This window comes from Bartonella sp. AS69XJJH (assembly GCF_042195585.1).
In the GTDB taxonomy this organism is placed as follows: Bacteria; Pseudomonadota; Alphaproteobacteria; order Rhizobiales; family Rhizobiaceae; genus Bartonella.
Map to the genome: position 1 here is coordinate 159,952 of NZ_JBHIOO010000001.1, position 15,894 is coordinate 175,845.

The following is a 15,894-nucleotide window of genomic DNA, read 5'->3' on the forward strand; positions in this document are numbered from 1 at the left end:
TCAAAGCTTTTAAAATAATCGATTCCTAACACGGAGGTGTTTTATTGTCACGCAAAATATCGCCCGCAAGATAAAGGGAACCACCAATAAGGACAATTGCCTCTTTATATTCCGCTCTAATCTTATGCAAAGCATCTTGTAGATGTGCTTGTGGAGTAGCAAAGATTCCTGCTTTTTGCGCTGATTCAGCTAATTTTATTGGAGAGATACTGGCATTATTGTTAATTAGCGGTATCGTATATATTTTATCGACAAGGTTCGCTAAGGAACGAAAATAACCGACAGCATCTTTGGTATTGAGCATGCCAGCAATCATAATAATCGGACGATCTGTTTTTTTTCTCCATTGTGCAAGTTCTACTGCAATAACTTTTCCAGCAGCAGGATTATGACCACCGTCTAACCATAAATCAATATTAGGAGACAGTTGATCAACCAAGTGTCCTTGGATAAGACGTTGCATCCGTGCGGGCCAATAAATATTTTTCAAAGCATCATTTATGGCTTGTTCTGAAAGTCGAAAACCTGCTTGACAAACTGCTTCAAGAGACGCGCCGGCATTGGCGATTTGGTGGTCTCCAATAAGGTTAGGAAGGGGAAGATCCATGAGACCTTGATTGTTTTGGAAAACCATACGTCCATGTTCTTTATAACTTTGATAATCTTGATCAAATAGAGAATAAGGTGCTTTATTTTTATTAGCAAGAGGTATTAAAGTAGCAAGAGTTTCTTCATAATTTTGCTTCCCGATGACTACTGGAACGTTTGGTTTGATAATTCCCCCCTTTTGAAAAGCGATTTGAGCAATTGTGTTTCCAAGAAAGGTCTCATGATCATAATCAATGGGCATAATAAGCGATACAGCTGGTTTATTAATGACATTGGTAGCATCAAAACGTCCTCCCAACCCAACTTCTAAAATGACAACATCAGCTGGATGTATACTAAACAGCATAAAGGCAGCGGCTGTAAAAATTTCAAAAATAGTAATCGGCTCTTGACGATTTACTTTTATAATTTCACTGATTGTTTCAGCCAATTGGTTTTCTGTAACAAGTTGACCACCTCCTTTTTGACCTATCCGGCAGCGTTCATTCCAGTTGACGAGATGAGGTGAGCTATAAACATGAACGCAGTATCCTGCACTTTCCAAAAGAGCACGGCAAATTGCTGAGGCAGATCCTTTGCCATTTGTTCCAGCGATGTGAATAATAGGGGCAAGTTTTAAATGTGGATTACCAAGACGCTCTAAAAGGTGAACAATACGCTCTAAAGAAAGATCAAATTTTTTCGGATAATTTTTTAGTAAATCATCCACCACCCTTTGTATTTGACTTTGTTGCATAAACTTAAGCTGCTTTTGTCCTAGAAAGCGATGTTTGAAAGTCTGTTGGGGATGGATCGGAAGGGTTAAAAACAGCAGGGCGTTTCATCATCAAGCGTAAAAGACGTGCAATTGTTGTTTTCATTTCTAAACGCGATACAACCATATCAATCATACCATGTTCGAGCAGATATTCACTACTTTGAAACCCTTCTGGTAGGGTTTCGCGTATAGTTTGTTGAATCACACGTGGACCAGCAAAACCAATCATAGCGCCAGGTTCGGCAATGTGAATATCACCAAGCATAGCGTAAGAAGCAGTAACACCACCGGTGGTTGGATTAGTCAGCACAACAATATAGGGAAGTTTTGCTTCTTTCAACATTTCAATCGCTACAGTTGTACGAGGCATTTGCATCAACGAGAGTGTTCCTTCTTGCATGCGTGCGCCACCAGAAGCAGAAAAAAGAACCAGCGGACGCCTTTCGGCAATGGCAGTATCAAAAGCTTTGATAATAGCTTCTCCTGAAGCCATACCGAGTGATCCACCCATAAAGGCGAAATCTTGAACGGTTGCAATAATTGGTAAGCCTTCAATCGTACCACGTGCACTTAAAATATTGTCATCAACACCAAGTTTAGAACGATAATCTTTTAACCGGTCAATATAGCGTTTTTCGTCACGAAATTTTAAAGGATCTGTTACAACTTTTGGATTTTCAAGAGTTGTATAAACACCATCATCAAAAAAATGCATGAGACGATTTTTCGCGCTGATACGCATATGATGGCCAGAATTGGGAGCGACAAATTGATTAGCTTCCAGATCTTTATGGAAGATCATTTCACCACTGGTAGGATCTTTAATCCATAGATTTTCTGGAATTTCACGGCGCCCCAATATAGAGTTAATTTTAGGACGAACATAATTTGTAATCCAGTTCATCTTTATAACCTTCCTTTAAATATTACACATCTTTCGCATAATTTGAAAGAATACGAACCTAAACAGTCACATTTGCTTTACCGGTGGAACAAAGAAGCCTATTTAATACTTTTATCAGTGTACGTATAGCTTGTTTTTTAATTTTTCCAATATCATAACAATTATATCTATGAAGAGTGTTCCCTATAACAAATTTCTTATAAGTTTAAAGAACTTATATGTTTTTATTTTTTACTTTGGTATTTAAATTCACTCCTTGCGATGGTTAACAAATCCTTTATTTTTTAATAAAAATGAATATCCAATTAATCATTCGTATCAACAGTTTTGAAGAAAAGAAACCTTATAATATAAGGCGTTAACAAGGCTAAAATAACCCATTTAAGATAAGGATATAATAACACCATATTAGCGAAACGCTAACATCAGAGCAAGATTTTTTTCAAAAGGTTTCTTTAAAGCGCGCGCTTTTCACAATTAAAATAGAATACTCTCAAAAATGCTATTATATTACTCATTCATGTGCTTGTTTTACACAGACATTTTTCAATAATCCCCAAAACTCTCTTATGATGGTGCTCAGAAGAGTATATCTCTCCATAAATGATATAAAATACATTATGCTCTCCATTTTTACTGAAATAGAAGGTACAAATCGATACCATCATACTCTTTTCCAGTTTTTAATGTGACGAAAATGTTTGCATTGAGAGAATTCATAAAAGATATTTCACGCCTTTTTGAAAGTACTTTTATCCACACACCATTTCCGTTTGTGATATATTAACAAACGATTTCACTTGATCTAATATGAATAGGATTAAAATGAGAAGCCTCATGATATTTAGGTTTTTCACTCATGTTGAGTAATGATAATTATTATTATAAATCAATATATTACTTTAATAAAAGATAAAGCATAAAATTTTATATTATGCTTTTTTAGCTGGCAAGTTTTATTAACCTTAAAGTCAAGGAACATTATTTTTGTGTAATGCGTGCCATGGTTTTTTGGGAAAGCATTTTGTGTAAATATGTCATAAAGGCGGCTGCAAAAAGCGGTGTTGCTAAATTAAGAATTGGAATTGAAACAAAAAGCGCTATCAATAACCCTGCACCAAAAACCGTTGTGTAATGAGTATGTAAAAAAGCACGTGCATCTTGCTCTGTTCGAAAACGATAAGCAGCAAACAAGAAATATTCATGACCAAGCAAATAACCATTAATAACATAAAAAGCAATTAAATTAATACCTGGTATGAAGAATAAAATAAAAGCAATTCCATTACCAAGAAGGCTTAAAATAACGAATTTTAAGGAAATGATAAGAGAACGCTGAAACGGTAAAGCTTGTCCAATAGGCTCGTTTGGATAATCCTCTTTTTCAATGACTTCAGCAGCAGAGTCAATGAAAAAACCACCAATCATAGCTGCGATTGGTGCAATTAAAAAAGCCAACAAAAGAGCTAAACCAAGATTAAAAATGATAAGCATGCTAAACCCAATCCATCCCGCCCAACTAGGGAGTCCAGGAAGGAATTGAGCAATCCAGGGCCAAAAGTAAGACACAAAAAGTTGGTGCACACATAACCATAAAATTGTGAGAATGAAAAAAGTAACCCCCAATGCTTTCAGTATCATAATACGATATTGCGAAGTCAAAAGACGTTGTAAAGCACGATAAGAAGCAGTAAAAATCATAGATTAATAAACTAAGGAAAGAAGCAAAAAAACAAGAAATATATTTAAAGAATGTAGAGTGTAATTTTTTCTTTTTTAAATTTCAAGATTTCTTTTCAAGAACATTATAAAAAACGGCTAAGGCTTTTTTGTTTAAAATAAAATTTGAATAAATAGAAATTTTGAATTTTAAAAACCAAGAATAATTTAAAAAACAGCTGTTTTAGAAGAAGTTTTGAATATTTTTGTATAGAGTGTAGATTATTGCATTTGTATGATATATGTGAAAAATTAAGGAATAAGAACTATTTGGGAGGAAAGTTGTTTACTTCTATTTATTCAGTATAGTTGTCTAGCTTCGTTTATCTACGTGCTTAATTATTTTGCACAATTCCTAATACTCTGTACTTTTCTACTATTTGACGGCATGCTTTTGCCTCTCGCTTTTATTCAAAACAATATTGAGTTCAATGGAATAGGTCCATAGATATTCTGATTTTGGGTAACAGATTAATATGATAGAAGTGGAAAAAATAAGCTTAGGCGATTAACCGCCCATATCCCATGGAAGAACAGTTTCTTGAGAAGAAACAATAGAGTGGGAGACACCACTGATGATTAAAAATGATGAGATTTTAAATTTTAAAAGCTATAAGTGCAACGAAGTAAGAATTCACTGAAGCACTTTTCATACAAATGGTGCACTGTATCAAATAATTTTTAGATAATAACACCATTAATTTATGAAGAGAATTGATCATTTTCAACTTGAATAACAAAATATAGAAATATTCTTTAATTTCAAAGCTTCTGTTCAACATCAAAAAGTTATTTACTTGCACATTACAGGCGAGATCAATGTATGGATACAAAGCTTTCGATAAAGGAATAAAAATTCTTCTCATGAAACATCACAATGTGAAGATATCATGGATCAAATTCTAGTCTTTGTGGTCTTGGTATATTGGAGAGAGGACACGCAGATTTAATCTTAAAGACTGATCCATGAGGAAAATAATAAAGACTTCAGTTTTATAAACTTATAGACAGTGGTGCAATGAATTTTGTCTACACTCTTTATGAGCGATTTATAAGTTTTAGTGTGAGGTATGCTTAGAATTGCATTGAGATGTTATAATATATTGATTTATACATTATTTTTCACAGTGAATAAGAACTCCAAATAAAGTTGTCATATTTTCTCATTAGCTGCTCTCATTATGAAACAATCAAAATCATTTATTTGCATATCATAAATAGGACCAATATGGGGATAAAAACATTGAAGAAAGAAAATACTTTTTATAAATTTTATCCAGTGCAAGAGCTTTCTCAAAATTGATAGTAGGCAAAGTGAATGATAGCTTGTTTTTTATAAGCTGGGGAGACAGTGGTGCAATAGATCCTACTTTTATGGAGGCTAGGGTGAGATAGGATTTTAAAAAAAACATTTCCCAACGCTCGTCACACTCATTTCGCAACAGCGCTTGTGAATAGTATATGGGTAAAGCTCTCGTGAATAATAAAAACTTATAGGGCATCACTATCTTTATGCTTAATAAAAGGACACGCCAGCGCCATCATCCTCAGTGTTGCTCGACAACAGCCCTTTGTTTTTGAGACGGCCCATTATAAGCATTTTTAGTTCTTTCTCAAACATTTTGTATTGATACAGCTATCCTTGTTTGCAACGTGCAAGAAAATGGGTTTCATTGTTTCATGATGAGAGAGATTGGGAATAAGAGAATCTTACGATATGCGGGATTCTAATTTAATATGAACAACACTAGATTATCATTATAAATCAAAATAATTATATAATAACCGAGGTAGATAGACACTATTTTCAGTTCTATTTTATGAGGTGTTTTAATCAATGCATTTGAAGAGTTATTATGTGGAATAGGGTATATTTTCCTCATGAGGAGTAGGTGTCTGGGGGGCAAAAAATGATACAATCATGTTTGCTAATTTTTGCGCTACGTGCTGTTTACTCATATGGGGCCATTGTTCAACTTTTTCCTTACTCACGAGATAAACTTGATTTGTATCAGCACCCATGACACTTGTTCCATCTAGTTGAAGAGAAATATCATTAGCAAGAATGAAATCAGCTCCTTTTTCAACACATTTTTTTTGTGCATTGGCAATGATATCACATGTTTCAGCAGCAAAACCAATGACCAATGAGGGGCGGTTTGGAGCGTGTCCAATTGTTGCTAAAATGTCAGGATTTTCGACCATATGAAGGGATGGTGGTATTTTATGAGCATTCTTTTTAATTTTGTGTAACGACTGCGTTTGACTGCGCCAATCACAAACAGCGGCAACGAAGATGGCGCCATCAGCAGGCAATGCGGTTTGAACGGCTTGTAACATCTGTTGTGCTGTTTCAACATGAATGGTTTTTACTTCTTGTGGGGCTGCAAGATTAACAGGTCCACAAATAAGTGTTACTTTTGCACCCAAATGCGCAAGAGCGGTTGCGATGGCATGACCTTGTTTACCTGAAGACCGATTAGCAAGATAACGCACCGGATCAATTGGTTCATGGGTAGGGCCAGAGGTAACGATGAAATGGCGGTCAGAGAGAGGTTTTTCATGTACATTCAACAGAGTCTCTATGGTAGCGACAATGTTTAAAGGTTCGCTCATGCGCCCATATCCTATCTCGTCACGTTCAGCCATATTTCCGATTTCTGGTCCAATGATATGAACGCCATCTGCGCGCAGTTGTGCAACATTGCGAATAGTAGCTGGATGCGCCCACATGGACGGATTCATAGCGGGTGCAATTAAGAGTGGACAATGTGCCGCTAAAAGGATGCAATCAGCCAGATCATCTCCTATGCCATTGGCTATTTTTGCAATGCGATTGGCTGTAGCAGGGGCTAAAATAATAAGGTCAGCATTACGTGCTAATCGGATATGTCCAATATCGTGCTCTTCTTCGCGTGAAAATAAATCAGTATATACAGTACCACCGCTTAAAGCTTCAGCGGCTAAAGGCGTAATAAATTTTTGCGCTGCTTTTGTCATCACAACTTTTAAGTGTGCTCCACGTTCTTGTAAACGGCGAATTAAATCAAGTGCTTTATAGGATGCAATACTTCCTCCAATAATAAGAAGGAGTGATTTTGATTTCAATGATTGCAATTCAACAGCACGAGTATGAGAGAGTTGTGCGGTGAAAGGAGGGGGATTGCTTAAAAGGCGTCGGACCTCTTCTTCCATAGAAATACCATTTTGCGCGGCGCGTATGCGCAAAGCTTCTTTGGTTTCAGGAGACAGGTTACGAATAGTAATACTGGCCATAAAATACCTCCAAGAAATAAAATGCTTGCAATGATTTCATTGTTGATATTTTTAGCATATTAAGGAAATTAGAAAAGATGAAAAAAGTAAAAAGTGAGACAAACGCAACAAAGTGCAATGATGAAAAGGCTATAACGACCATAACGGTTTCTACGACTTTGTTCGACAGCAAGTTGTTTGAGGGTGTCAGGAGAAAGATTAAAACCTGTTTTTCTCATTTGATTAAAATCTTCTTCTATCCGTTGGAAATTTTGAACCAATTGTGGTGTTTTACGTGCCAGCGAAAGGAGAGCTTGCGCTCCTTCACTAAAGTCTTTTGCAACGCCTACGGGTCCTAAATTTTTACTAATCCATTCTTTGACAACAGGTTCAGAAGCTTTCCACATATTAAAAGTTGGGTCTAATGTGCGGGCAACACCTTCCACGACAACCATCGTTTTTTGCAGCAATAAAAGTTCAGGTCGCGTTTGCATGTCAAATAATTCAGTGACTTCAAACAACAATGTGAGCAATTTAGCCATGGAAATGCTTTGTGCTGATTGTCCGTGAATTGGTTCGCCAATAGCCCGGTTGGCTTGCGCAAAGCTTTCAATATTATGGTGTGAAGGAACATAACCTGCCTCAAAATGGGCGCGTGCAACCCGATGATAATCGCGGGTAATAAAGCCATAAAGAATTTCAGCAAGGAAATGCTTTTCTTTTTTGCCAAGCCTTCCTGTAATGCCTAGATCAACAGCAACAATACATCCTTGCGAGTCTACAAATAAATTACCAGGATGCATATCGGCGTGAAAAAAACCATCACGCAATGTATGACGAAGAAAAGATTGAATAAGCGTAATGGCAAGCGCCTGCAAATCAAATCCTGCTTCTTTGAGTTTGGAAATTTCGGATATTCTGATACCATCAATCCATTCCATTGTAAGAACATTACGTCCTGTCCGTTCCCAGTCAATACGTGGAACTCGAAAGCCTGTATCATGTTGAATATTTTCAGCCATTTCAGATATAGCTGCTGCTTCTAAACGTAAATCCATTTCAATGCGTGTTGTTTGTGCTAAAGTATCCACCACACAAACAGGACGAAGCCTTCGAGAGGCAGGGATGTAGCGCTCTTGTAAGTGAGCAATGAGATAGAATCCTCTAAGATCTTTAGAAAAACGTGCTCTGATATTAGGACGAATAACTTTTACAGCACATTTTTTTTTATGACCAGTTTCATCACTGTATTCAGCTGGATGAACTTGAGCAATAGAAGCGGCGGCAATGGGGGGATAAAAATTTACGAATAAATCATCAATAGAGCGACCAAGAGAACTTTCAATTTGAGCAATAGCAGCAGTGCAAGAAAATGTTTGGACACGATCTTGTAGTTGTGACAAATCTTCTGCAATATCACGCCCCACAATATCAGGTCTTGTAGCAAGAAATTGACCAAGTTTTATGTAAGAGGGTCCAAGCTTATTAATGGCATACGAAATATTTTCAGATCGCTGTTTCTTTTTTGTTTTGCGTCGTGCTAATGTACCAGCTATGCGATGACATAGCGCTGGAAATCCTTGAAGATCATCATGAGGAAGAGCACTTAAAACACCTTCACGTGTTAAAACCCATCCTGCACGCATCAATTGAAAGTAAGGGGAAATTTGCACCATTTTTTAAATTTTCCAACCTGAATGCAGCGCTGCAATCGCACCGGTGAGATTGCGGTACGATACCCGCGAAAACCCCGCATTCTTGATCATATGGGCAAAATCATCTTGCCTAGGAAATTTGCGGATAGATTCAACCAAATAACGATAAGCATCGCCATCATTTGCGATAAATTGACCCAGCTTAGGGATAGCATGGAAAGACCAAATATCATAAATTTTATCGAGCCAAGGCATCTCAACATTTGAAAATTCTAAACATAAGAAACGTCCACCGGGCTTTAAAACACGAAAAGCTTCTCTAAGAGCTTGATCAATATGAGGAACATTGCGAATTCCAAAAGCAATAGTGTAAGCGTCAAAGCTTTGATCTTCAAAAGGAAGATTTTCTGCATTGGCTTCAACAAAATCAATCAGAGGGGCAAGACCATTTTTTTGTGCGCGTTTTTTGCCAACGCTGAGCATTGAGCCATTAATATCAAGCACTGTAGCATGGGCTTTTTGGCGTGAAGCATTAAGAATACGAAAAGCAATATCACCTGTACCGCCAGCGACATCAAGAACTTTCCAATGAGAAAGTGCTGGGGGGGAAAGCCAAGCAATCATGGAATTTTTCCACATACGGTGTAGCCCTAAGGATAAGATATCATTCATCTTGTCGTAATTTTCAGCAACAGAATGAAACACACCATCTACCATGGATTGTTTTTGTGTTTCATCTACTCTTGTAAAACCAAAAGAGAGCTCCATGCCACCCTTGGTTCCTACACGTTCTGTTTCAACTGCCATGTGTATGATCTTCCTTATTTTTCTTTTATCGTAAATGAAATAGAGAGGGAATGTTCAACTACGAAAAAACAACGTATAAAACTACGACATTTACACAGCCAAAAGCAGAAGAGTACCTTTAGATATCAAGATTGGCAACGCTTAAGGCATTGTCTTGAATAAAAATACGTCTAGGCTCAACTTCATCACCCATGAGACGAGAAAAGAGTGAATCTGCATCGGTTGCATCATTAATTTTTACTTGTAAAAGAGAACGTGCATTAGGATCAAGAGTTGTTTCCCAAAGCTGTTCAGCATTCATTTCCCCAAGACCTTTATAACGTTGAAGAGTAAGACCTTTTTTACCGTTTGTAAAAATGCTCTCTAAAAGGCTAACGGGCCCAAAAATACGCTCTGTTTTATCTTTGCGACGTAAAAGAACAGGAGGGTGGTATATGTCGATAAAATTTTGGGAAATGCGATCAATTTGGCGTGCGTCAGTTGAATTTATAAGCCCCACATCAAGCGTAACAACATCTTTAACACCACGCAAAATACGCTCAAAACATAAGTTTCCATCTGCTGTATATTGTCCACTCCAACCTTGTTCCATATCATCAGCAATCAGATTAAGGCGGTGTGCTATAGTATCTGCTATTTTTTGTGCTTTTTCTTGTGTTGCAAAGACTTCAAGATTAAAAGCGCCAACAATTGCTGCTTGTTCAACAATATTACGGTCATAACGGGTATGAAGACCATTTAAAAGTTGACGTAATATACGAGCATCTTTAGCGAGTTGATACAAATCAGCCCCTGCACGAACTTCTCCTGTTGAAAGCTCAAGCGTTGTTTCTTCTAATCCAGTATCGATCAAGAATTCTTCAAACGCTGCTTCATTTTTAATATATTGGGAAGATTTTCCACGCGATACTTTATAAAGAGGAGGCTGAGCAATATAAAGATGTCCACGTTCAATCAATTCGGGCATCTGTCTAAAAAAGAAAGTAAGCAACAAAGTTCGAATATGGGCTCCATCAACGTCCGCATCTGTCATGATAATAATCTTATGATAACGTAATTTATCCGGTGAAAATTCATCTTTACCGATAGACGTTCCAAGAGCTGTAATAAGTGTTCCAATCATATCAGATGAGAGCATGCGGTCGAAACGTGCTCGTTCAACATTGAGGATTTTACCACGAAGGGGTAAAATTGCTTGATTTTGACGTGAGCGCCCACTTTTTGCTGAACCGCCAGCCGAATCCCCCTCGACAATAAAGATTTCTGATTTTGCAGGATCACGTTCTTGACAATCGGCAAGCTTTCCTGGCAGAGAAGTGATATCAAGCGCCCCTTTTCGTCTTGTGAGTTCACGTGCTTTGCGCGCTGCTTCACGTGCTGTTGCAGCTTCTACCACTTTACTAATGAGAAGTTTTGCTTCATGAGGATGTTCTTCCAGCCATACTGAAAGACCTTCATTGACCAAATTTTCAACAATAGGGCGCACTTCAGAAGAGACTAACTTATCCTTTGTTTGTGAAGAAAATTTTGGATCAGGAACTTTGACAGAAAGAATAGCTGTTAATCCTTCACGGCAGTCATCACCGGTTAAGTTCACTTTTTCTTTTTTAGCAATACCTGAAGATTCAGCATAGCCATTAATTTGGCGCGTAAGGGCACTTCTGAAACCTATCAAATGAGTTCCACCGTCACGCTGAGGAATATTATTGGTAAAACACAAGACCTTCTCATGATAGGAATCGTTCCACCATAGGGCAACATCAACGCTCATACCATCCTTTTCACTTGCAATATAAATAGGATTATCAAGCAGGGCTTTTTTTGATTGGTCAATATATTTGACAAACTCCGTTAATCCACCTTCATAATGCAATTCAACTGATTTAATATCAGCATGACGCTCGTCAACAAGAAGAATATAAACCCCAGAATTTAGAAAGGCTAATTCCCGTAAACGGCGCTCCAAAGTTTCAAAATCAAACTCAACCATAGTAAAAGTTTCAGAACTTGGTAAAAATCTGATTTCTGTTCCACTTTCTCTATCGCAATCGCCAATAACTTTTAATGGAGCATCAGCCACCCCATGGGTAAATGATATTTCATGAATTTTACCATTCCGTCTGATTTGCAATTTAAGCCAAACGGATAATGCATTCACAACAGAGACACCAACACCGTGTAATCCACCTGAAACTTTATAAGAGTTTTGATCAAACTTTCCGCCGGCATGAAGCTGTGTCATAATAACTTCAGCTGCAGAAATACCTTCTGTTGGATGGATATCTGTCGGAATTCCACGTCCATTATCACGAACAGAACAAGAACCATCAGCATGGAGTGTGACGTTTACAAGAGTAGCATGACCGGCTAGAGCTTCATCGATAGCATTGTCTACAACTTCATAGACCATATGGTGTAAACCCGATCCATCATCAGTATCACCAATATACATACCAGGACGTTTGCGTACAGCATCAAGACCTTTGAGAACTTTGATAGAAGCGGCGTCATAGTTATTGCTTTGTTCTGGTGAGGTTATTTCATCACTCATAAGTTAGTCCATTCCTGTGTTCAATTTACAATATTTTATCCGCTTTTTTTTTAAGCTCAATGTTCTGATCAGTTATTTATGGAATAACCACATTAAATATTTATCGTATATCAGCTTTAGATTCAATATCTGTCGATATATAATGGAGAGAATGATAGTGTAGTATTATACAGAAAAATACAGTTTATTTAGGGTGGTGATATAAATATTTAAGCGCTTCCTTGATATATTGTCATCCTTTTATTCAACTTTACAACTTTGAAAACGTTCATGACAATGTTTTTAAATAATAAGGTAATGACACAGTGTTTACGTTTTTTTCTCATTTCTGTAATGGAGGTTACGTCCTCATTTAAAACAAAATGCCATTGTGCTACTTATTTACGCACTTTTTAAGAAGCATCTTTCAATGTTCTCAGACTTGTTTTCTATGACGTTTGAATAGCATAAAGTACCTTGTGAATGCTATAAAATCCATTGTCTTATCTTGACAGTAAGGTACAAACCAGTATCATCATTTTATTTTCAGCTCTTAAATGTTGGTGCAACCTTAATGTTGAGAAAACCCTTGGCATTTGAAGGGTATTTTTACTCTTTTCTTCAACAGTATCTATATGCTCTCTCAGATTGTGATACGCAAGAAAATGATTTTGATATTTTCAATATAAATAGATTTGAAATAAAGTTTTTTCTTCCACATATAAATAATAAATTATTATTATAAATCAGCATATTAACATTTTAAGATACGCGGGATATTTTGATAAAATAGAGTGTACCACTAAAGTATGTACAGCTTATTTCTTATATTTAAAAAATCAAATCGCCTTTCGCTACAATTACTTTTTATATTCATTTGGGAAAATTAACATCAGAAATCTAAGTATTTTCAATGTGTTTCAAAAAAATATATAAAAACTGTTAAATTTTTTAACAGTTTTTAAAAATAGCAAGAATTTTATTTATTAAACGCCAGATATTTTGGTGAAGTGCGTTAGATAATAATTGAGAAGAGTTGCATCTTAGTTTTGAAAAATGGGGGAGAGATTTTGAAAATAAAAAAATCTATATATGTAAAACATCTTCAATTGCGTTTACGGTACTTTTTATTCAATAATCCATACAATATTTTTATTCGTATTTTATTTGTAGCAGGGGTGGTTCTATTTTCCTCTTACACAGAAGCTGAAAGGTTGCCTTCTTTTTTTGATTCGCATGAACATTTGGTGCAACCTGATACAACGGATATCCTTCGTTTGCGCTTTGTAACAACTTTTGATTTTCCTCCTTTTAATTTCCTTGATCAAACGGGGCATCTTGCAGGTTATAATATCAATTTATTGCGCGCTATTTGTTCAAAATTAAAACTAGAGAAGCTTTGTGAAGTAGAAGTAATTCCTTGGAAAGAGCTTGTAGAACATGTAAAAAATGGTGGTGCAGAAGTCATTATTGCGGGTTTAAAAGAAACAAGTAAAACCCAGCAAGATCTTGTTTTTACAAAGTCATATTTGCGCTTTCCAGCGCGATTTGTTGCTTCTCGACTTTTAAATATCGATGAGCCAATAAGCGATAAATTGGTACACTTAACCAGTGGTGTTTTGTCTAACAGTATTCACGAAAAGCTTTTTCATCATTATTTTCCTAAAGCCAAATGGCAAGGATTTAAAAAGAGAGAAGAGCTCTATAAAGCATTACAGGAGCGTAAAATTGACCTTATTTTTGATGATGGATTTGCTTTATCGTTATGGTTCAAAAAACAAAAATCTGTTGATTGCTGTCATTTTGTTGGGGGGGCATATATGGCGCCACAGTTATTGGGACAAGGAATGCAGCTTGCTGTTGCAAAAAAGAATGAAAAATTGGTTGATATACTCAATTATGCGCTGCAATCTCTAGAAGAGGATGGTAAACTTACAGAACTTTATTTGCGTTATTTTCCAATAAGTTTTTATTGATGAATAGTTTTTAGTTAAGAGCCGTTAATCTTTCTGCGCCTAGTCGATAGGAAATAGCCTCTGCAAGATGATAGCGTGAAAGAGTATCTGATCCGTCAAGATCAGCAATTGTGCGTGCAACCTTGAGAATGCGATGATAAGCGCGTGCAGAGAGGTGCATTTTTTCACTCACATCTCGTAAGAGTATGGTTGCACTTTTATCAGGAATGGCAATCTGTTCTATAATTTTGGCAGGACAATCGCCATTGGTACGAATATGATCAAACCCCATTGTTGAAAAACGTTTAGCTTGAATGTTACGGCACCGTGCGACGCGTTTGGCAACGTCGCAGCTTTTTTCTGATTGTTCTGGTTGCATAAGGTCCATAGCTGTTAAAGCAGGGACATCTATCCGTAAATCAATTCGGTCAAGTAGAGGACCAGAAATACGGGACTGATAATCGATTTGACAGCGTATTCCTTTAGGGCAAACATGGTCTTTTTCGCCTGCCATACCACAACGGCAAGGATTCATTGCGGCAATGAGTTGGAAGCGAGCAGGATAGCTAATATGGTGGTTAGCGCGGGCGATAACCGACTCTCCACTTTCTAGGGGTTGACGAAGAGAATCAAGAACCTGCGGAGAAAATTCAGGCAATTCATCAAGGAATAACACACCATTATGGGCAAGGGAGACCTCTCCTGGTCTTCCTTTAAGGCCCCCACCAATCATTGCGGCCATGGAAGCAGAATGATGTGGGGAACGAAAGGGGCAATGAAGTGAAATGGTATTATGAACTGTTTCTCCTGTAATAGAAGCAATAAGAGAGACATCTAAAAGCTCACGGCTATCAAGAGGTGGTAAAATGGAAGGTAAGCGTTGCGCTAACATAGATTTCCCAGCACCAGGAGGACCTACAAACAAGAGGTTATGGCGTCCAGCAGCGCAAACTTCCAAGGCGCGTTTGGCTGTTTTCTGTCCTTTGATTTCGCAAAGATCTGGAAGTTCAGTTTCGATAGTGTATTGGCGCGGTTGTGGACGTTTTTGAATTTGGGTTCCTTTGAAATGGTTGACTATAGTGAGAAGAGTCTCTGGGGCAAGAATATTTATTTCTGCATTTACCCAGGCAGCTTCAGGTCCACATTGGAAAGGACAAATCAGTCCTTTATCGAGTGATAAAGCTGTCATGGCAGCTGGTAAAACACCATTAACAGCGGTAAGTGAACCATCTAGTGATAATTCTCCTAAAATGATATAGTCTTGCGCTACTTCAGGAGGGAGGATTCCCATAGCAAGCATTAAGCCTACGGCGATTGGCAAATCATAATGCGATCCCTCTTTAGGCAAATCAGCTGGTGCAAGATTAATCGTAATCCGTTTAGTAGGCATAGAAAGTCCACAAGCGTGGAGGGCTGCTTGTACACGTTCACGGCTTTCTGCAACTGCCTTATCAGCTAATCCAACAATAGCCATCCCTATTTTACCAGACGAAATCATAACCTGTACATCGACAGGGACTGCTTCTAGACCGCGAAAAGCAACAGTTGTAATACGTGCGATCATTTATTTATTTTTCCCCTTTAGACTTGGTAGAGACAATCATATCTATGTATAAAAATCAAGAAGCATCTCTATGGTTTTTTTTATAGAGAAATCTATATACATGGGCAGTTTTTTAGCGTTCTCATGAAAAGTCATTTGT

General features: G+C 37.2%; 9 protein-coding genes. 1 reads left to right on the forward strand and 8 read right to left on the reverse strand.

Translation table 11 applies throughout. The features are described from left to right. Positions 1 to 25: 25 nt before the first annotated feature. From ACFIK6_RS00660 to gyrB, 7 genes are all read right to left on the reverse strand, one after another. Complete coding sequence (locus tag ACFIK6_RS00660) at positions 26 to 1,345, reverse strand: bifunctional folylpolyglutamate synthase/dihydrofolate synthase (RefSeq protein ID WP_375641311.1); 1,320 nt, start codon at positions 1,343 to 1,345, stop codon at positions 26 to 28. Between the two features lie 4 nt (positions 1,346 to 1,349). Then, positions 1,350 to 2,270 (reverse strand): acetyl-CoA carboxylase, carboxyltransferase subunit beta, encoded by a 921-nt coding sequence (gene accD, locus ACFIK6_RS00665; RefSeq protein ID WP_375641312.1) that lies wholly within the window; start codon positions 2,268 to 2,270, stop codon positions 1,350 to 1,352. Positions 2,271 to 3,251: 981 nt separating this feature from the next. Continuing rightward, positions 3,252 to 3,971, reverse strand: coding sequence for a sulfate transporter family protein (locus tag ACFIK6_RS00670; protein WP_375641313.1), 720 nt, complete (start codon positions 3,969 to 3,971; stop codon positions 3,252 to 3,254). 1,872 nt (positions 3,972 to 5,843) lie between these two features. Further along, a complete protein-coding gene (coaBC, locus tag ACFIK6_RS00675; RefSeq protein WP_375641315.1) occupies positions 5,844 to 7,265 on the reverse strand; it encodes a bifunctional phosphopantothenoylcysteine decarboxylase/phosphopantothenate--cysteine ligase CoaBC in 1,422 nt (473 codons plus the stop codon). Between the two features lie 68 nt (positions 7,266 to 7,333). Then, positions 7,334 to 8,920 carry a 2-polyprenylphenol 6-hydroxylase gene (gene ubiB / locus ACFIK6_RS00680; RefSeq protein WP_375656356.1) on the reverse strand — a complete coding sequence of 529 codons (1,587 nt, stop codon included), beginning with the start codon at positions 8,918 to 8,920 and terminating at the stop codon, positions 7,334 to 7,336. 3 nt (positions 8,921 to 8,923) lie between these two features. Next, positions 8,924 to 9,706, reverse strand: coding sequence for a bifunctional demethylmenaquinone methyltransferase/2-methoxy-6-polyprenyl-1,4-benzoquinol methylase UbiE (gene ubiE, locus ACFIK6_RS00685; RefSeq protein ID WP_375656357.1), 783 nt, complete (start codon positions 9,704 to 9,706; stop codon positions 8,924 to 8,926). A gap of 118 nt (positions 9,707 to 9,824) precedes the next feature. Next, complete coding sequence (gene gyrB, locus ACFIK6_RS00690; RefSeq protein ID WP_375677271.1) at positions 9,825 to 12,257, reverse strand: DNA topoisomerase (ATP-hydrolyzing) subunit B; 2,433 nt, start codon at positions 12,255 to 12,257, stop codon at positions 9,825 to 9,827. Positions 12,258 to 13,306: 1,049 nt separating this feature from the next. On the opposite strand from gyrB, the gene ACFIK6_RS00695 reads away from it, so the two are divergent. After that, complete coding sequence (locus tag ACFIK6_RS00695) at positions 13,307 to 14,212, forward strand: transporter substrate-binding domain-containing protein (RefSeq protein WP_375677272.1); 906 nt, start codon at positions 13,307 to 13,309, stop codon at positions 14,210 to 14,212. A gap of 10 nt (positions 14,213 to 14,222) precedes the next feature. On the opposite strand, the gene ACFIK6_RS00700 is transcribed toward ACFIK6_RS00695, so the two are convergent. Then, positions 14,223 to 15,755, reverse strand: a complete 1,533-nt coding sequence (locus ACFIK6_RS00700) for a YifB family Mg chelatase-like AAA ATPase (RefSeq protein WP_375641321.1) — start codon at positions 15,753 to 15,755, stop codon at positions 14,223 to 14,225. Positions 15,756 to 15,894: the final 139 nt, after the last annotated feature.